The organism is Planococcus plakortidis (genome assembly GCF_001687605.2).
GTDB classification, from domain to species: Bacteria; Bacillota; Bacilli; order Bacillales_A; family Planococcaceae; genus Planococcus; species Planococcus plakortidis.
Genome location: NZ_CP016539.2, coordinates 2,961,462 through 2,978,374 on the forward strand (window position 1 = coordinate 2,961,462; position 16,913 = coordinate 2,978,374).

General features: G+C 50.6%; 20 protein-coding genes. 7 read left to right on the forward strand and 13 right to left on the reverse strand.

Annotated elements, in window-relative coordinates; all coding sequences use genetic code 11:
* The first annotated feature begins 91 nt into the window (after positions 1-91).
* A complete protein-coding gene (gene guaC / locus BBI15_RS14760; RefSeq protein WP_068870700.1) occupies positions 92-1,075 on the forward strand; it encodes a GMP reductase in 984 nt (327 codons plus the stop codon).
* A 244-nt stretch (positions 1,076-1,319) separates the two neighbouring features.
* Here the strand turns inward: guaC and BBI15_RS14765 are convergent, their stop codons facing one another.
* The 5 genes from BBI15_RS14765 to BBI15_RS14785 all read right to left on the reverse strand — a co-directional run bounded on the left by BBI15_RS14765 (position 1,320) and on the right by BBI15_RS14785 (position 4,657).
* Positions 1,320-2,072: a CPBP family intramembrane glutamic endopeptidase gene (locus BBI15_RS14765; protein WP_084632943.1), complete on the reverse strand. Its 753-nt coding sequence runs from the start codon at positions 2,070-2,072 to the stop codon at positions 1,320-1,322.
* 197 nt (positions 2,073-2,269) lie between these two features.
* On the reverse strand, positions 2,270-2,716 hold the full coding sequence (locus tag BBI15_RS14770) for a GNAT family N-acetyltransferase (protein WP_068870702.1): 447 nt from the start codon (positions 2,714-2,716) through the stop codon (positions 2,270-2,272).
* A gap of 271 nt (positions 2,717-2,987) precedes the next feature.
* Positions 2,988-3,263 carry a hypothetical protein gene (locus BBI15_RS14775; protein WP_068870704.1) on the reverse strand — a complete coding sequence of 92 codons (276 nt, stop codon included), beginning with the start codon at positions 3,261-3,263 and terminating at the stop codon, positions 2,988-2,990.
* Positions 3,264-3,282: 19 nt separating this feature from the next.
* A complete protein-coding gene (locus tag BBI15_RS14780; protein WP_068870706.1) occupies positions 3,283-3,687 on the reverse strand; it encodes a DUF4181 domain-containing protein in 405 nt (134 codons plus the stop codon).
* Positions 3,688-3,838: 151 nt separating this feature from the next.
* The gene (locus tag BBI15_RS14785) at positions 3,839-4,657 is read right to left on the reverse strand and encodes an SDR family oxidoreductase (RefSeq protein WP_068870708.1); all 819 of its coding nucleotides are present in this window, start codon (positions 4,655-4,657) and stop codon (positions 3,839-3,841) included.
* 98 nt (positions 4,658-4,755) lie between these two features.
* Here BBI15_RS14785 and BBI15_RS14790 point away from each other — a divergent pair, with 98 nt between their 5' ends.
* The 3 genes from BBI15_RS14790 to BBI15_RS14800 all read left to right on the forward strand — a co-directional run bounded on the left by BBI15_RS14790 (position 4,756) and on the right by BBI15_RS14800 (position 6,276).
* Positions 4,756-5,271: a TetR/AcrR family transcriptional regulator gene (locus tag BBI15_RS14790; protein WP_068870709.1), complete on the forward strand. Its 516-nt coding sequence runs from the start codon at positions 4,756-4,758 to the stop codon at positions 5,269-5,271.
* A gap of 87 nt (positions 5,272-5,358) precedes the next feature.
* Positions 5,359-5,733 (forward strand): hypothetical protein, encoded by a 375-nt coding sequence (locus BBI15_RS14795; RefSeq protein WP_068870711.1) that lies wholly within the window; start codon positions 5,359-5,361, stop codon positions 5,731-5,733.
* 165 nt (positions 5,734-5,898) lie between these two features.
* Positions 5,899-6,276, forward strand: a complete 378-nt coding sequence (locus BBI15_RS14800; RefSeq protein ID WP_068870713.1) for a hypothetical protein — start codon at positions 5,899-5,901, stop codon at positions 6,274-6,276.
* Positions 6,277-6,332: 56 nt separating this feature from the next.
* On the opposite strand, the gene BBI15_RS14805 is transcribed toward BBI15_RS14800, so the two are convergent.
* Entirely contained in the window at positions 6,333-6,623 is a 291-nt protein-coding gene (locus BBI15_RS14805) for an RNA polymerase alpha subunit C-terminal domain-containing protein (protein WP_068870715.1), read from the reverse strand.
* Between the two features lie 319 nt (positions 6,624-6,942).
* On the opposite strand from BBI15_RS14805, the gene BBI15_RS14810 reads away from it, so the two are divergent.
* Positions 6,943-7,233, forward strand: a complete 291-nt coding sequence (locus BBI15_RS14810) for a hypothetical protein (protein ID WP_084632947.1) — start codon at positions 6,943-6,945, stop codon at positions 7,231-7,233.
* A 159-nt stretch (positions 7,234-7,392) separates the two neighbouring features.
* On the opposite strand, the gene BBI15_RS14815 is transcribed toward BBI15_RS14810, so the two are convergent.
* On the reverse strand, positions 7,393-7,953 hold the full coding sequence (locus BBI15_RS14815) for a GNAT family N-acetyltransferase (RefSeq protein WP_068870719.1): 561 nt from the start codon (positions 7,951-7,953) through the stop codon (positions 7,393-7,395).
* Positions 7,954-8,039: 86 nt separating this feature from the next.
* A complete protein-coding gene (gene ytvA / locus BBI15_RS14820) occupies positions 8,040-8,816 on the reverse strand; it encodes a YtvA family blue-light photoreceptor (protein WP_068870721.1) in 777 nt (258 codons plus the stop codon).
* A 344-nt stretch (positions 8,817-9,160) separates the two neighbouring features.
* Here ytvA and BBI15_RS16475 point away from each other — a divergent pair, with 344 nt between their 5' ends.
* Entirely contained in the window at positions 9,161-9,319 is a 159-nt protein-coding gene (locus BBI15_RS16475) for an N-acetyltransferase (protein WP_157101675.1), read from the forward strand.
* A gap of 39 nt (positions 9,320-9,358) precedes the next feature.
* Here BBI15_RS16475 and BBI15_RS14825 read toward each other — a convergent pair whose 3' ends face one another.
* Entirely contained in the window at positions 9,359-10,111 is a 753-nt protein-coding gene (locus tag BBI15_RS14825; RefSeq protein ID WP_068870723.1) for a MerR family transcriptional regulator, read from the reverse strand.
* Between the two features lie 117 nt (positions 10,112-10,228).
* Between BBI15_RS14825 and BBI15_RS14830 the strand changes: the two genes are divergently transcribed.
* Complete coding sequence (locus tag BBI15_RS14830) at positions 10,229-11,623, forward strand: MFS transporter (RefSeq protein ID WP_167358043.1); 1,395 nt, start codon at positions 10,229-10,231, stop codon at positions 11,621-11,623.
* A gap of 89 nt (positions 11,624-11,712) precedes the next feature.
* Here the strand turns inward: BBI15_RS14830 and BBI15_RS14835 are convergent, their stop codons facing one another.
* The 4 genes from BBI15_RS14835 to BBI15_RS14850 form a co-directional block, all read right to left on the reverse strand.
* Complete coding sequence (locus BBI15_RS14835) at positions 11,713-12,261, reverse strand: GNAT family N-acetyltransferase (protein ID WP_068870725.1); 549 nt, start codon at positions 12,259-12,261, stop codon at positions 11,713-11,715.
* A 12-nt stretch (positions 12,262-12,273) separates the two neighbouring features.
* On the reverse strand, positions 12,274-12,564 hold the full coding sequence (locus tag BBI15_RS14840; protein ID WP_068870727.1) for a hypothetical protein: 291 nt from the start codon (positions 12,562-12,564) through the stop codon (positions 12,274-12,276).
* 66 nt (positions 12,565-12,630) lie between these two features.
* Entirely contained in the window at positions 12,631-15,675 is a 3,045-nt protein-coding gene (locus BBI15_RS14845; RefSeq protein WP_068870729.1) for a cell wall-binding repeat-containing protein, read from the reverse strand.
* A 189-nt stretch (positions 15,676-15,864) separates the two neighbouring features.
* The gene (locus BBI15_RS14850) at positions 15,865-16,776 is read right to left on the reverse strand and encodes a DUF5996 family protein (protein WP_068870731.1); all 912 of its coding nucleotides are present in this window, start codon (positions 16,774-16,776) and stop codon (positions 15,865-15,867) included.
* Positions 16,777-16,913: the final 137 nt, after the last annotated feature.

The window sequence follows — 16,913 nt, forward strand, 5'->3', positions numbered from 1 at the left end:
TGACATTCATTAACGAATAAAGTAAATTAGCTTATAGACGAACAATCATATTTGTTTATTTGTTTAATATTCGTTTTTAGGGGTGTTATAAATGGAAAATGTGTTTGATTATGAGGACATTCAGTTAGTTCCTGCAAAAGCAGTGGTAAATAGCCGTTCAGAATGTGATACATCCATAGAGTTTGGCGGGCGCACGTTTAAATTACCGGTCGTGCCGGCCAATATGCAGACAATCGTCGATGAAAAGATCGCCAAATTCCTGGCAGAAAATAATTACTTCTATATCATGCACCGCTTCGAACCGGAAAAGCGATTGGCGTTCGCGAAAGACATGCAAGAGCAAGGGCTGTATGCGTCGATCAGCGTCGGGGTCAAACCGGAAGAGTATGACTTCGTCCAGCAGCTAGTGGACGCTGGCATCACGCCGGAATACATCACGATCGATGTGGCACACGGCCATTCGAATTCCGTCATCGATATGATCGGGCACATCAAAAAATCGTTGCCAGGCAGCTTCGTCATCGCTGGCAACGTCGGGACGCCGGAAGCGGTGCGCGAGCTTGAAAATGCGGGTGCAGATGCGACCAAAGTGGGCATCGGGCCAGGCAAGGTGTGCATCACGAAGATCAAGACCGGCTTTGGTACAGGCGGCTGGCAATTGGCCGCACTTCGCCTTTGCGCGAAAGCTGCCAGTAAACCGATCATCGCAGACGGCGGCATCCGCACGCACGGCGATATCGCGAAATCGGTGCGTTTCGGCGCGTCGATGGTCATGATCGGCTCATTGTTCGCAGGCCACGAAGAATCTCCTGGGCAAACCGTCGAACAGGACGGCAAGCTCCTGAAGGAATACTTCGGTTCAGCGTCCGAGTTCCAAAAAGGCGAGAAGAAAAACGTCGAAGGCAAGAAAATGTTTGTGGAATTCAAAGGCTCAATGAAAGATACGTTAGTCGAGATGGAACAGGATCTGCAGTCGGCGATTTCCTATGCGGGCGGCGACCATTTGCTATCGATCCGCCAAGTGGATTACGTCATCGTCAAGAACTCGATTTTTAACGGCGATAAAGTTTATTAATCGAGTAGATCGAATCCCAGCAGCAAGATTTCCGCAATAAAAAACCAACCATTGCGGCTAGCAAGGTCAGTTGAACAGCTCCATATTTTCCAAACAGCATCGAAATTAGAATAGGGTTCGCACCTGGATTCCAACGTGAACCCGCATACATCAAAAGCTCAGCCTTTTTTAAGGTACTGAGCTTTTTTTAGTTTGGGCAACTAATCACCGATTGCAGCGCCAATCACTCTCACAGCTTCTGTTGTCAGATGATCAATCCGCTATACACCATTCCGATATTTATGACGAAGTGAAAAATGATGCTCGGGTAGATGCTGTTTGTTTTCAATGTGATTACCGCGTAGATGACGCCGGCGAGCGCAATCACCAAGCTGAGAAGCATAGGAAAACCGATGGCGAGATGGAGAAGCCCAAACCCAATGCTCGTAACGGCAACGGCATAGCCGGTCGAGACGAGCTCCTGGAGAGCCGAAAGCATGATCCCCCGCCAAATGATTTCCTCGAACACCGCATTGGTCAGGGAAAAGACCAAACAAAACACCAGCAGCGATTGGATGGACTCGAGGTCTTGTCGGGCGATGAAAAATGAGTATACGATTCCATTCACGGCAATCCCGATCAGCCAAAACCAAAATACATTCACATGATGAAACGGCAGACGGATCGGATTTGTCCAATCCGGTTTTCTATTGTACCAAACTAACTTCTTCTTAAATAACAGATGATTGAAACCGATGCCGATGAGGATAAAACCTAGAAACAAGCGGTTAAGGATAATCTTCAGTTCTTTTGAGATGGACATCGTTTCAACAAAACCATTGGCAATTATAAATACCGCAAAGCCGATGAGAAACGACAACAACAGCGAGATAAGGAACCGGTTTTTGTTATTGATGAATAACCAAATCACAAATCCGGTTAATATAAAAAGGGAAAGAACTTCCATCTGATAGGAAATAGCTGCAATTCCTAAGAAAAACAATATCGCGATTGCCATTACCAAAAACAGCGCCTCCTTTCCCTACGAACCAACACCCATCTTGCCGTGTAGTGTTTTCATCATGTCCTGCTATGTAGAACAGTAACTAGCAACAGGCAGGCTAGCTGCACTTCGACCTAGCCTGCCTGTTTGCTTGTACCGATTTTCAAATTAAACGCTTCAAGGATCTGAAATACTTGTTCTGATCGTTGGTATCAAGAAAGCAGCTTCTTCTCTAGTACAATCTTCAACTGTCCGCGCGGATCGATTTCCGTTGCCACAATATCGAATCCTGTCTGGATGTTCAGCAGCAACATGCAGCGCCATTTGTTCATCGTTTTCGTGCGGACAATTTTGTAGCCTGTTGCCCGAAGGTCTGCGTGCTGCCTGCGCATGAGTTCAGAGGCGATTCCGAGCTTCCGGCAATCGGGACGGACACCGCCGAGCCAGCTATAGAAAATTTGATCATCGAGTGCGTAGCCGATTTTATAGCCTACGACGCAGTTGTCTACTAACGCCACATAGGTCCATGCCGTTTCCTGGCGGTTCAGCTGCTCCAGCCAATGTCCCGGCCCGCCGAAAATTTCCCGGTGCAGCACGGTGATTTCTTCCGCTATTCTTTCAGGTGGTGCGGCGATGAATTTTTGGTAGTCAATGTCCATAACTATGCCTCTTTCTGCTTATGCTGATGTCCTACTGGCCACTGTCGCTCGTTTCGATAATCCCGAATAATTGCGAGTACAGCGCCTTTATATGTTCTTCCGTTTTTTCATCGTTATGTAAGTAATACCTGGACATCGCGAATCCGTCATCTGACGGCGACTGCAGGAAACTCGTTACGTAAGCGTCATTGGAGATCGCCCTGGCTTCTTCAAATGAAAAAATGGGAACAAAGAATTTTGGATGTTCTTCATCTCAGTCCTCCAGTTACTCTTATTGTGGAACAGGAATCGACACCAAATACGCGAGCGGTAAAAATAAAAGCATAAATATGCCGTTGCCGATCCACGTATGCTTTTTCGGAATGCCCCACCTTTTCTCCAGCATTTTAATGTGGACGGACACCACTATGTATCCGAAGAATCCGAGCAGGAAGCTTGTACTTTCAAAGTGAATCGAGAAAGCCCGGATGAGGCCTAACCCAACCAACAGCATGCCGGCTTTGCATAACGCGATATGGAAATACTGTGCCTTCTTTTCTTCTGTCATCATTCCACTCCTTTCGAACTTAAGTCAAGAAGTTAAAGACGTCGAAATAGACCACCGATGTGACTGCAGATATCCAAACCGTCATTTCACTTAGCGTTAAAACGGCCTGTTTTGGCTGTTCGGAGTACTTCCATTGGAAATAGGCCCTGACGAAAGCCTCTGTTGCTATCCAAGCAATAAATAACGATAAGTAAAGAGTCACAGGAAGTTCGCGATACAATACCAAATAAATAAGAAAAATGCTCACTAACATCCAGCTCCACCTCACCCATCGTTCGATTTTCCGGTGCTGCTCGTTAATGTAATCACAGGAAAAGAAATCCTTCTTTTCTTTTTCAATCTTCAATAACTTACTCAGGATAAATTTCACTATGGAGACGAGTATAACAATCCCTAAAATAACCAATCCGATTTCCAGCCACATGAGCGCCTCTCCTTCAGTGAATACAATAAGCTTTCTATTAATCGTAACATTTATTGGAAAAAATGTTACCAATACTTCCTGAAGATCTTCATACAAAAAACCCCGCTGGCCATCAGCGGGGCTTGTTTAGGATGAAAATTTTCCCTATGTATCAAAACCTTTTCATCTTCTTTTGCGACATCGCCGCTTTCATCCTCGGATAGTTGGCGATGGTGCCGCCGTCGATGCGTAGGTCGATGCCGGTGATGTAGGAAGCCGCATCGCTAAGCAAAAACTCGATCGCCGAGGCGATTTCTTCCGGTTCGGCTGTCCGGCGAAGCGGCGTGTGCTCGAGCATCGTTTGGATGTCTTCGTAGGCATCCGCTGTGTCCATCATGCCCGGCGATACCGAATTGAGCCGCGCGCCTTTTTGGCCCCACGCCCAGGCCTGATCTTCGACGATCAATTGGACAGCGAGTTTGGCCATGCTGCTGGCCGCGCCCGCGTCTCCTTGGGTGAACTGGTTGAGCGTCTCTTCCAGCTTGCCTGCGAGCTGCTGCTTTAACACGTCCATATACTGGCCGTTTTGCGGCACCATATAGGCGGTCATCGACGACACCATGATGGCGGACGTCGTTTCATCCGCAAGCGGCAAAAACGCATCTAACATGCGGCTCATGCCGATGACGTGATCGGCCATCTGGCGTTTGGAATGGTTCGCATTCGATAAGCCCGCCGCATGGACCAGCCCGCGCAATTGCCCCAGTTCCGCCGTTTTTTCCGCCAAATGCGCCGCCCCTTCGGATGCCAGGTCGGCCGTCTCGGTATATACGTCGAGGATGCCTTCTTGCAGCAGCTGCGCCTTCGCCTGCTCCAGGCATTTCCCGCATGAATCGGCCAACAGCAGCGTGCCTTTTTGGCCGATGCGCTTGGCTAGTGCGATGGCCAAGGTTTCCGAAGCGCCTGTGATCACATAAACGTCCTTCATCATGAGCAATTCCCCCTGTAATCTACTATAATTAGCGTAAGCGCAATTTCCGTAAATAACACGAGACATTTTCCATGATTTTGTCCAACGAGGTGACATAAATGATAACAGCGAAACAAACCATCACCGAAACGTTCATCCATTTGCTGTCGGAACAGGATTTCGAGGCCGTGTCGGTCAAAGGCATTGTCGCCTATGCCGGCATCTCCCGCTCCACGTTCTACCTGCATTTCACCGATAAATACGAATTGATGGAAGCGGTGCGCAGCCAATTGAACGGAAAGCTTTTCCAAATTTATTCCGAACCGTCGGACGCGGAGACGATCAACTTGAAGATCTGCCGCCATATTTTCCGCTACCGTTCGTTCTACCGCCAGGAATTTTCCGACGCCGGCCGCATCCACGAATTGACGAGCCGCTTTGCCTGCCAGCTCGACCATGTTTTCGGCGACGAGGATCTCGCCGTCTTCGCGGGCTGGGGCACGATCGGGTATTTGGTGTCCTGGGTCAAGGCCGGCTTTATGATGTCGCCGCAGGAAGCCTCGGACAAATTGATGAAAATCGTCTTCGCCGATTGGACGGCGAATTTGGCCGAGACGCGCGAGCGCAGCAGTTGAGCCTATTATATTTCGTGCGGGCCGAAACCTTTCCGCTGGCCGTGCGTATCTTCTAGCAGAACCTACGCATGAAAAGGGGGCTTTCTTGTGATTTTGTATTGGCTGACCGGAGTCATCTTGCTTATCGATATCACCCTGCTGCTTGTGAACGACTTCTTTCCCGGAACACTTGCGGCACTCGGCATCCCGCTCTGGACGCTGTTCGCAGCGCTCGCGCTCGTCGCCTTCACCAACCTCCTGGCCTACAATAAGGAACTCGAGAAACGCTTCCGCATCTTCTCTACCGGCTTCCTGGCCGGTTATCCGCTGTTCTTGCTGATCCTGCTGCCGGCACTCGGCGGCAAATCGGCATCCGGCATTTCGCTCGCGAGCCCGTTCCTTTGGGCCATCCTGCTGTTTTTTGTATGGTCCAACTGGCGCCAGCATGTAAAAGAGTCTAAAGAATTTGACGAGCAAACCTGATTGCCCGAAACAGCGCCCTCCCGCGACGGAGGGCTTTTTTTCTGGCTCAGCGCGCTACGCAAGCTTTGCTGCGGGCAAGGGATTCCCTTCCAGCCCTTTCATCTCCGGATATCTTTGTTAGACTGAAGGGAAGGCGACCTATGCCGATCATGAAAGGATTTTTTTATGAAAACCTATTGGCTGATCATCGCTGTATTGTTGCTGAACTTGTCGCTCTTGCTGGTCAACGATTATTTCCCCGGAACATTGGCGGAACTCGGCATCCCGGCTTGGATCTTGTTTGTGGTCATTGCCGTGATGATCGTCTTCAGCTGGGCAATCGTCAAGCCGCGCCGCGAGAAAAAGCGTTATACAATCATCTTTCCCGCCTTGATGGTCGGCGTGCCGCTGTCGGTCATGGCGATTTTAACTGTGCTCGGCGGCGAATCCCACAACGGTTTTTCGCTGGCGAGCCCCGTGTTATGGGTCGGCGCCGCGGCGGCGTTATGGATTTCCTGGCTCGAGTATACGCGGGCATCCGAGAAAAAGTCGGGGAACGCATAAAGTTCGGCATGAAAAAAAAGGCCCTTCCACTCGGGAGGGCCTTCTCTCATGCGCTGTCAGTTCTTGAATTTCAAGCCCGCCCGTGCCAAATGCTGCCTTAAAACCGGCAAGGACGCGGGCCCGACGCCGTGGAGGGCCAGAATGTCCGTTTCACGATAGCCCGACAGCTTCTCGAGCGTGTCGATCTCTTGATGAAGCAGCGCATTTCTCGCCGGTGAGCTGAGCTCCCGGAGAAATCCGTGTTGCGGCTTTTGTGCTTCATTGCATACCGGGCATGTCGGGCAGTCGCTGCTTTTGTAGTAACGGTGGCCGTGCTCGCAGATGCGCAATGTCTTTTGTGAAGCCATGTTCATCGCTCCCGTCGTTTTCTCCATTATAGACCATCGCACACCGTTTTCGGGCGTTCGCTGCGAATGAAAGACGCCTGTCAGACCGGCAATCGGGGTTCACCGGAAGGGCTTGCCCGATGCGTGACGGAAAGAGATTCCCTCATGGAAAGGTCTGGATAAAACCCAAGCCCCCCACAACATGCCGCTTGATGGAAAGCAGCTAAACGCGCTACAGTTAACGAAGCCGAATGGATACCAGCGGCTTATTGGAAACCGGAAACGGCAGGCCAATGGATCTTCAACCATTGGGGCTGACCAAATGATAAGGGGGTTGGATATGATGGCAGCTTCACCAAACGGCAATCCTGAAAAAAGTTTAAAAAACGTCATGACACTCTATGGCGCCGCCCTGTTCCTCGGGCTCGCGATCTCGATTTATGCGCATCACCTGGAAGACGTCAGCGGCTTCCTGAGCTTCCTCGTGCCGGCGGCGGCGCTCTACTTTTTCCTTCTGTTCGCGTTCTTCAAAAAAGGCACGTTCCGGAAAATCGCATACGGCGTCATGGCGGTCATCGGCCTCATCAGCCTGGCCATGATTTTCTACCTGGAAATCACCGGCGGCCACTGATTTTCTGACTGCTTTTTAGTATCGGCCGCGTCATGGAACTGGCCGCTCCCTCTTAAACAGCAGGCCGGGGGCAGCGGCTGTCGGCATTATCTACACTCAAGACCATCGAACGCGAAGATCCCCTTAACCCGAACCGGTACAAGGGGATCTTTTTGCCGTTTAGTCGCGCTGGATGAAATAGATCAAGTGGTCGATCCACTCGCCGCCTTCGAAAATGAAAGCTTTCCGCACGCATTCGAATGCCATGCCCGCCCCTTCAGCCAGCCGGGCGGAGGCTTCGTTATCGAGATTGATATGCGCCTCGATCCGGTGGAAGCCGAGCTCTGTAAAGGCAATGTGCAGCGCTTCCTTGACCGCTTCTTTTCCGTAGCCTTGTTGCCAGTATTGGTTATGGATCGTATAGCCGACCCGTCCCCACTGGAATTCTTGCCGCGCCAATGTCGAGAAATCGACCATGCCCAAATGGCGCCCGTCTTCTTTCCGGAAGACGCCGAATACGTGGGCGATGTCTTCTTTCGCCAGGCGCTGATGATTGTCGACAAGCTCCGAGAACCATGGTTCCGTGCAGCCTGCCATATCCAGCCGGCCTGGGTCGTAAGCGTGTCTGGACGGCGAGCGGCCGTTGAATCCTTCCAGCCACTCCGCGTAATCGCCCGGTGCCAGCGGGCGGACAATCAGTCTTTTTGTTTCGGATCTTGCTGTGAAATTTTCTGTTTCCACTGTCTTCTCTCCTTCAATGCATCATCATTTGATGGACATTTCCAGTTTATCACAGCGGCATATTTCACCCTTCCTTGCCAAGCTCTCTATTTCGCCTGCAAGCGCTGAATCACTTGCTGCACCGTCGAAAACGTCAATAAGGTTTGGCCATCATCCTTGATGCTGACGATTTCGATCGCCGTCTTCGGGCTGATGCCCGAAATGTAGAGCTTGCTCCCCATGAGCCTCAATACATCCTGGATCATCAGCAAATTGGAGTACAGGAAATTCTTTTCCCACAATACGCCCGTCACGTCGATGATGATGTGTTTCGTTCGTGTGTCGCGGACGAAATGGCTTAATTTGGATGTCAAAGCTTCAAAACGCAGATTGTTCATTTTCCCGACCAATGCGACGGCGCCGATATTGTCGTCGATCGGCAAAATCGGCAGCAGTTTCTCGTTGATCTCCTGCTCTTTTTCGTTCAATTCCACTTGCTGTTCCACTTCGTGGGTGATGTCGGTCTGGGTGCCGATGAAATACAAGTGGCCGTCCATCGTCACCGGTTCGATGTTCAGCCGGTTCCAGAATGTTGTGCCGTCTTTCCGGTAGTTCTCCAAAGTGACGGTCACTTTTTCCCGTTTTTCGATCGCGTTCCTGAGTTTAGCGATCGTAAGCGGGTCGGTATCGGCGCCTTGTAAAAACCGGCAATTCCTTCCCACGATCTCGTCAGCCGCATAGCCCGTCATCTCCGCAAAGGTTTCATTGTAATAGATGATCGGGTTGTCGGGGAGCGCAGGGTCCGTGACGACGGCCGCAACCCGGCTGCCGTTCAGCATCGCTTCCAATAAGTTGCTTTTAATCTCTGTTTTCAGATGGTTCATATTCACTCTCTCCGATCTATAGGGTAGTTTGTTTATTGGCGGTGCGCTTTTTCTCGCATGGGATCGGAGACGGGGGTGTCATTTCTTCCAACGCCGCCAGCCGCTCTTTTGGGAGTAGGTAAAGCGGCGCCACGTTGACCGCTGCGCCGCCCTGGCTGAAGCTGGCTGCCATATCCAGTTAAAGCTGAAGAGTCCGGGGGCGAAAAGAATTCCAGGTTCTTGACCTCGGTAAAATAAAGTTTCCGCGATGCCGGCCTGTGCCAATAACCTTCTATACCCGGAAACACGGCGTTTGTGCCGCATGGTGAAAAATTTGTGCAGATGGGCAGACCGCTGGAATCCTGATGCCCAAGGAGATGGCCGAGTCCATCGGGGCAGAAAAAGTCGCCATTGGGCTTCATCCTGATCATACCGGAGCCCATCAGCTGTATGAAAGCTTGGGCTTTGAAGACCACGGGCATCGTTTCGGCAAAGAAATGGCCGTGGTGAAATATATAAAGTAAAACGCAAAAAAGAACCTCCACCGGTTCTTTTTTTGCTTATTATTCATTTTCCACCCTTATCGACAATAAAAATGCGGCCTGGCCGTTGCCAAAACTGATGAAATCGCCCGCCACATCCTTGAGGAAAGCCGGTCCGGCAAGTGTCTTTCCGCTCTCATTCAAGATAGCCAAGGCGTTGCGGGCATCGTCCATCAATTCCTTCTCATTGGCTATAAAATGGATGCTGGCATAAAGCCCTTCCGTTTTTTCGAAATTCGCGGATTCCTTTGGCGTTTGCAGATACTTTTTGACGGTTGTGGAGCTTGATGGGCCGTCCAACATGATCCCGAAATCGTATCCATCCGATAAATAATTCGTGATCAGCCCATCCCCGATAGGGACTTCATCCACTTTTAACCATCGTGCCCCGTGCCAGGCTGTAAACACATGATTCGCCCCTTGCTTTTCAAATTGCTCCAGTTCCCCGATCTTTAAGCTCAAGGCCGATTGGACCCTCAGCAATTCTTCTGCCTTCCGTTCTATTTTCTGTTGTTGTTCACGGAGCGTCTGCAGGCCATGGGCCAGATCTTTCGTTTCCAATTGCCGCTCGATCTCTTCCAATGACATGCCGACGCTTTGGAGTGCCTTGATTTGGCTGATTCGGTCTGCTTGGGCGATGGTGTAGCTGCGATATCCATTTGATGCAACTGCCGCGGGTTTGAGAAGGCCGATTTCATCGTAATAGAAAAGCGTTTTTTTGTTGATGCCGCATAATTTCGCAATTTCGCCGGAAGTCATCGTCGTTTTTTTCATAATTCCTCCTTGAGTATCCAGCTACTGGATAGTTTATATTTAGTTTATCAGCTGGCGTACCGCCCAGCCAGCCCGTTTCCGGAATGGCGCCGCCCACACCCAAAGGAGATGACTAACATGATACGTTCTACAACCGGTGCCCCCGCACAGTCTAATTCATTCAAAATCATGGCATTGACAAGTGCCGTCCTGGCGTTCGCTGTGATGAACGGAACGATGTTCAATGTGGCCATCCCAGACATTGCCGAAGATTTCAATTTACAGCCGTCCCAAGTGAGCTGGGTCATCACCAGCTTTACTACTTTGTTTGCGATCGGCACGCTCATCTATGGCAAATTGGCAGACCTTTATTCGATTCGCACGCTTTACACCATAAGTTTATTGCTGTTTTCCGCCGGGTCTTTCATCGGGTTTTTGTCTCCCAATTTTGAAACCTTGATCGCCGCTCGCGCACTGCAAGCGATGGGCGCTGCCGCCGTTCCGCCCTTGTCTTTCTTGGTGCCCTTGCGCTTTTTCCCTGACAGTAAAGGAAGATTATTCGGTTTTCTTGCATCGACGATCGCCTTTTCATCTGGAATCGGCCCCATTATCGGGGGAACTGTCGGCAGCTTGCTCGATTGGCGCTATATATTCCTCCTGTCGACAGCGAGTATACTGGCCATTCCGTTTTTCCGGAAGTGGTTTCCGGCAGAATCCGCCAAACATGGAAAAATCGACTATTCCGGGGCGCTTTATGTCGGAACAGCGGTCACGAGCTTGCTGTTTGCGATTACCTCCACCAGCTTGACGGCGTTTTTGCTCTTTGCCGTATTCCTCTTTATACTGATTCGACACTCCGCGAAAACAACGGATCCGTTTATCGATCCACGAATGCTGAAAATCAAACCATATAGCGTCACCCTGTCCGTCAGTTATTTAGGCAATGTCATTGTCTACGGCTTGATTTTTCTATTGCCCATTATGCTGCGCGACCTTTACGATTTGAGCATGATGCAAATTGGCTGGGTGTTGTTCCCGGGCGCCATCGCTTCCGGATTGATCGGAAGATGGGTCGGCACGGTTATCGGCAAGCGCGGCGGCCGGCCGATCGTAAACTACGGCTTGCTGCTGATTTCAGCCGGTGCTTTGCTGATTTCCTGCTTTGCCGCTTCCGGGCCAAGCTTGATAGCGTTTGGGCTCTTCCTCGCATACCTCGGATTTCCGTTGATCCAGAGCGGGTCGGCGGACTTGGTCACTTCCCATCTATCGGAACGGCAAAGCGGTGTCGGCATGGGCTTATTTAATTTAATGAGCTTCTTGGCCGGTGCTTTTTCCAGTGCTGTGTTTGGCACAGTATTGGAAAGCGGCCATGATTCCATCCGGTTGAATCCGCTGGTTCTCACTAGTGACGCCACGATCTACAGCAATATTTTCTTCACTTTTACGATTATCGGCTTGGTTGCATTCGCGTTTTTCCATCGATTCTACCCAACTCCCCCAGCTAAAACACGGCCTGCTTCTGGCAAGCGATGACCGCCTATTTTAATCAATTCAAAACCGGAACATCTGTGAAGATGCCCCGGTTTAAATGAATTGATTAAATTTTTATGCGGCTGAGCCATTCAGGAATGCCCGGCTCTTTTTATGCAGTACAGGACGTGCCGTCTAAGCGGGCTGCCTTCCGCAACGCGGGGATGCTCGAATTCCCCCGCCTTCTCCATGCCGATCCGTTTCATGACGGTTTCAGACGGTGCGTTGACCGTTGCGGTAAACGAATAAATTTCTTTTTTGCCAAGCTCCTCAAACGCATACGTGAGGCAAGCTTTTGCCCCTTCTGTCGCGTAGCCTTTTTTCCAAAATGGCTGGTCCAAGCGCCAGCCGATTTCAGTTGCGCCTTCAATTCCAATATCAAAATTAACATCCAATAAGCCAATAAAGCCGATAAACCCTCCATCTTCTTTTCGTTCCACTGCCCAAAGCCCGTAGCCTTTCTCCTCGAAATGCGCTTCGATGCGGCCGATCAATGTGTCGGATTCGCCGCGGCTCAAGGTGTTCGGGAAGAACTCCATTACGTCAGGGTTTGCGTTCAGAGCCGCAAATGGCGCGGAATCAGACGCTTGCCACCGCCTGAACCCAAGCCGTTCGGATTCGAATACATAATCGTTCTCCATCCAATCTCCCTTTCATGCTTCTTTGTCGCTAGCACTTTTTTCTTCTTCCACTAAAAAGTATTTGGCCCGCCATTCCCGGTCGGTCGCCTTGAACAAAAACCTCAGTCCTAAAAAGAAGAAAATCAGGCTTAAAATGATTGGCACAATCCCTACTTCCCATAAGGCCGATAAATACAGGCCAAACTCTCCTGAATAGCCGACTTCCCTCAAATGCATCGAATACACCGCCGCTGCAATCGACGTAAAGCCGAACAATAAAATCCCAGAAATGACGCCGATCCCGCCTGCAATCAATTCTCTCATCAAGTTACCTCCCATTTACGTTATCAAAAAACAGGCGTCCGGAATCCGAACCGCCTGTTTTCTGTCTTACTCGAACAATTGTTGGATATTTGATGTCGGCAAAGCGCCTTCACCGCCGAGGATGTAGATCCCTGTGACGTTTTCGAGCTGCGCTTGCACCGTTTTCACGGTTTCCGCTTTTGGCCCGTTCGGTGCCGTCAAGACGAGTGGTGCTTTCGTTTTCGCTGCCAGAACGGATCCTGCGAGTGCATCGGGATAGTTCGCGCCGGTCGACAAGTACATGTTCTGCTTATCGAAAGATGCTTTGAAATGGTTGATGACTGCGCTGTTCGTTTCGTAGCGCGATGCGCCGGATAGGCGGATTGGGTTTTTGATTTCTTTCGCCGTGCTGTCGGAAACAGCGCCTTTACCGCCGACGATGAAGGTTTTGCTATAGGCTTTCGCGGCGAAATGCGCCTTCACTTCCGCTGGCAAGCCATTCGGTTTCGTCAGCAGGATCGGCATTTTCTGGCTGCCGGCTACCGGTGCGATCGACAAGGCATCCGCAAATGTTGCACCGGTTGCGACGACTGCTTGTGTCGAGTTCTTCATTTGTTTCGCAATATTGACAGAGGTTTCGTAGCGGTTTTTGCCGCTGATGCGTTTGATGCTTGCTGCTTTGATGCCAAGTTCGTTCAGTTCCATTTCGACCATCGGGCTGATTGCGCCCTGTCCGCCGATCAATGTCACTTCTTCCACTTTCAAGCGTTTCAGTTCATCTTTTACCGATTGTGGAAGCGAATCGGTTTTCGTAAGTAGCAAAGGTGCGTTTTGATACGCTGCAAGCGGCGCTGCGCTCAAGGCATCCGGGAAATCGCCGCCCGTTGCCAAGACCGCTTTTTTCGATGTGCTCCAGCCTTTTTTCGATACTTCCACCGCTGTATCGTAGCGGCTTGCCCCGCTGATACGATCAGCGAGATTCCATTTATCATTCAATGCCAGAATCGCTTGTGCGCCGTTCAAACGGCCCCATCCTGAGACAAGGTCAAAGCCAGGCGCCAATTCTTCCATTTCATACGGGAAATCTTCTTCAAAGAAAGGATCTTCTTCGAAACCAGGAGGGGCATCTTCTGCGATAAACTCAACGTCATCCGCTGATGCCGTCAGTAAATTCTCCAACTGGCCTGGTGTGAGATCCGGGTTGATCGATTTCAAGACACCCGCAACGGCCGCGACGTGAGGAGCTGCCATGGATGTTCCAGACATCAACGTAACATTGCCGTCCGGCAGCAAGCTTGGAATGTCTGTACCCGGAGCGACGAGGTCAAGATCTTTGCCATAGCTCGAGTAATCTGAAACCAGGTCAAGTTTGTTAGTTGCGCCGACAGCGATCGCGTATTTTGATGATGCCGGGTAAGAAACTTCTTCCCATCCATCGTTTCCTGAAGCTGCGACGATCGTCACGCCGCGTTCGTTTGCGTATCTCATCGCATATTCCAAGACACGGCTATAGCCGCCGCCAAGACTCATATTGATAACATCGGCTCCTTGGTCTGTTGCGTACAGGATGCCATATGCAATTTGTTCTGTATCGCCGTAACCTGACGCATCAAGCACTTTCACCGGCAGGATTTTCGTCGACTGGTTAATGCCCGTCATCGAATAATCGTTGTCCGCTTCCGCTGCAATGATGCCGGAAACGTGCGTGCCGTGTCCTTGGTCATCGAAGGCTTTATTGTCGTCATTGATGAAATCATAGCCTGTGCTGACCATTTGGTTCTTCAAGTCAGCCAGCGTGTAATCAACGCCGGTATCGATGACCGCGGTGATGACTTCTCCTTGCTTTTGTGGAGCTGCCAGTTTCGTCATTTCCTCGAAATCGATGTCAGCGTCTTCGATACCAAAGCCGCCTCCCGCATTTTCAAGCGACCACTGCTCATCATAATAGATGTCCTCTGAATGAAGCTTATATTGCTGTACCGGTTCGACGAATTCGACTTCCGGCAAGTCTTCAAGCGACTGCAAAGTTTTATTCGTTGAAGCGGCTGACATGCCCGACTTCAAATCCACCACGAAGAACTGGTCGAATTTCGGCGCTTCGGCGTCAAACTCTGAAACCGACTGGATGCCAGCTGTTCCGGCTTCCGCTTTTGTCAGTGTTTCGCCTTCTTTTACTTTCACGATGACTTTATTGATAGAAGCATCTTTTACAACGTATGGAGTCGGAAGCATTGCCGACATGACCGATTTTCCGGCCAGCTTGTTGATGTTGATCGCTTGTCCTGCCGCTTCCACATCGTCTTTCAAATTCGCAGGCGCTGTTTTTAACGCGAGCGCGTACAATTCGCTGATCGCTTTCTGGTCAGCTGCGGTGATCGTCTTCGAGCTTTGGAAGCCATTTTCCGCAATGCTCGTGATCAAGCCATCGAGCTGCTTGAGGTTTTTCTTCAATGAATCGCGGACAGGTGCCTCCGTCACGGCCTGATAGCCGATGAACGGCGCCAGCTTGTAATAGAGCTTGGTCAATTCCTTGCCGCTCTCTGTCTGGGCAAGCACTTCGCCGCGGATGACGCGCAATTGGTCAAGCAGCTTCTGGTCTCCTGACGCGTCGTCCAGGACAAGTTCAGCTGGGCATTGCTCGTCGTTTGTCGGTTTCGACGCTTTTACGGTGACGCCGTCAAAGCCGATCGTGTAGCTCGCTTCTTCCGCTTCCGGCAAGTCCACCGGCAATTCCTCCGCGTACGAAGAGACCTTTATGTAGTAAGGGCCTTCCCAGGCGACCGGGAATTTCACCGTCGATTTTCTTTCCGCAAAACTGTAATTGCTGAACGGGTCGAAGGGCTGGTCGGCGGTCGCGCGTTCAGCGTCCGGATAGACCGTGAACGTCAATTCATCCTCTGACTGGAGGGAAACTTCAAAATGCGTATGCGCTGCGACTTGGGCAGGGTCGACATCGATCTTGTACCAATGTTCGTTGTCTTCTGCAGAAAACGTATCGCTTACCTCATCTCCTTGCTCCAGTACATCTGCATCCACCAAATCTTCGGCTTGCGCCGTTTGTGTTGCCGGTAAAACGCCAAAAAGTGATACACCCATCAAAAAACTCGTCGCAATCTTGAACGCGCGGTCCATCCTACCATCTCCATTTCAATTTTTTTACAATTACATTAAATCCATTAAAGCATATCGGAAGACATAAAAATAGATAGTTTGAAAAATATTTTTTTTCGGGACTTTTGATGCTCTTGTACATTGGCAATCCAACCTTGAAAAGTGGAGAAGATCTGCCTGAATCGGCAGATCTCCTCCCGGTCCATTCCGTCATTTTTCCGCTTGCTGTCCGGGCATATCGAGCGGCGTAAAATAATATGAACAGTCCGGCCAGCTGAGTTCCTCGCTGAGGATGTCAAAAGTCGAGCGGAAAAATTCCTGCATCGCTATTGTTCGGTCTGGCGCGCCTGCAACTTTATCGGCCATCAGGAAGTATTCGCTCAGCGAAGCGTCAAAATACGCATCGGCAGGCTTTAATCGCGTGCTGTCGAGTTCTTTGTTGATAAATGGATACGGCAGCACGAAAAACGCCGGCATATCGACACTGGCGTCGCCGAGCCAGAAACCGTATTCGATGAAATGTTCATCGAACGCCGCTTTTTCGATGGCCTTGTCTTCCGGATACGGCTGCGGGATGCCCGGCAAGATGAGCGATGAGACGTCGAACGTTCCCCAGAACAAGGCCGGTTTCATTTTCCGGCAGCGCAGTGGCCCGATGAATTTCAATTGTTGGGCAAGCGCGAAATGGAATAACTTGAGCCCGCGCATCGCCTGTTCCCAATTGAAGACGAGCGGCGTGTCGTCTTCGTCCAAATTGTTCTTGTAAGCCATTTCCTGCGGCTTCGGATTGACCTCCAACTGGACGCCTTTCGACGCCAGCGCGCCGAAGACCTCTTCGAAATAGGTTTTGATCGGCTTGGCCGTCTCCAACGGCACGGCTTGCACATGTCCGCCGACATTGATCAAGACATGGCTTTCGTGAATATCCAAGTCGATTTGGAATGCCCGATCGTGTTGGAACAACAAGCCCGCCGTAAAGCCGTTCGGCGTTATGGCGAGCGTCACGTGTGCCCATTGCGGTTCCTGCTGGGCGGTTTCGAGTTTGATCTTGCCGAGGATCTGCGACAGCAAATGCAAGGTGAACTTCGTCTCGGCCCATTCGGAATGCCTGATGATGTCCATTTCATTCTCCTCCTCTGGATTTGGCTCCTTAAGCGTCGGCACTGTCCATTCCCCCTTACTATTCGACATGCACACTGACATTCCTATCCAATTGAAGGAGATGGAAAAGTAAACGTCCGCTAGAAAAACGCGCAAAA

What these genes read in the sequence shown, in the direction of transcription:
- guaC (WP_068870700.1), top strand. Translation starts at nt 92, where the DNA reads ATGGAAAATGTGTTTGATTATGAGGACATTCAGTTAGTTCCTGCAAAA.
- BBI15_RS14765 (WP_084632943.1), bottom strand. Translation starts at nt 2,072, where the DNA reads ATGGCAATCGCGATATTGTTTTTCTTAGGAATTGCAGCTATTTCCTAT.
- BBI15_RS14770 (WP_068870702.1), bottom strand. Translation starts at nt 2,716, where the DNA reads ATGGACATTGACTACCAAAAATTCATCGCCGCACCACCTGAAAGAATA.
- BBI15_RS14775 (WP_068870704.1), bottom strand. Translation starts at nt 3,263, where the DNA reads ATGACAGAAGAAAAGAAGGCACAGTATTTCCATATCGCGTTATGCAAA.
- BBI15_RS14780 (WP_068870706.1), bottom strand. Translation starts at nt 3,687, where the DNA reads ATGTGGCTGGAAATCGGATTGGTTATTTTAGGGATTGTTATACTCGTC.
- BBI15_RS14785 (WP_068870708.1), bottom strand. Translation starts at nt 4,657, where the DNA reads ATGATGAAGGACGTTTATGTGATCACAGGCGCTTCGGAAACCTTGGCC.
- BBI15_RS14790 (WP_068870709.1), top strand. Translation starts at nt 4,756, where the DNA reads ATGATAACAGCGAAACAAACCATCACCGAAACGTTCATCCATTTGCTG.
- BBI15_RS14800 (WP_068870713.1), top strand. Translation starts at nt 5,899, where the DNA reads ATGAAAACCTATTGGCTGATCATCGCTGTATTGTTGCTGAACTTGTCG.
- BBI15_RS14805 (WP_068870715.1), bottom strand. Translation starts at nt 6,623, where the DNA reads ATGGCTTCACAAAAGACATTGCGCATCTGCGAGCACGGCCACCGTTAC.
- BBI15_RS14810 (WP_084632947.1), top strand. Translation starts at nt 6,943, where the DNA reads ATGATGGCAGCTTCACCAAACGGCAATCCTGAAAAAAGTTTAAAAAAC.
- ytvA (WP_068870721.1), bottom strand. Translation starts at nt 8,816, where the DNA reads ATGAACCATCTGAAAACAGAGATTAAAAGCAACTTATTGGAAGCGATG.
- BBI15_RS16475 (WP_157101675.1), top strand. Translation starts at nt 9,161, where the DNA reads ATGCCCAAGGAGATGGCCGAGTCCATCGGGGCAGAAAAAGTCGCCATT.
- BBI15_RS14825 (WP_068870723.1), bottom strand. Translation starts at nt 10,111, where the DNA reads ATGAAAAAAACGACGATGACTTCCGGCGAAATTGCGAAATTATGCGGC.
- BBI15_RS14830 (WP_167358043.1), top strand. Translation starts at nt 10,229, where the DNA reads ATGATACGTTCTACAACCGGTGCCCCCGCACAGTCTAATTCATTCAAA.
- BBI15_RS14835 (WP_068870725.1), bottom strand. Translation starts at nt 12,261, where the DNA reads ATGGAGAACGATTATGTATTCGAATCCGAACGGCTTGGGTTCAGGCGG.
- BBI15_RS14840 (WP_068870727.1), bottom strand. Translation starts at nt 12,564, where the DNA reads ATGAGAGAATTGATTGCAGGCGGGATCGGCGTCATTTCTGGGATTTTA.
- BBI15_RS14845 (WP_068870729.1), bottom strand. Translation starts at nt 15,675, where the DNA reads ATGGACCGCGCGTTCAAGATTGCGACGAGTTTTTTGATGGGTGTATCA.
- BBI15_RS14850 (WP_068870731.1), bottom strand. Translation starts at nt 16,776, where the DNA reads ATGGACATCATCAGGCATTCCGAATGGGCCGAGACGAAGTTCACCTTG.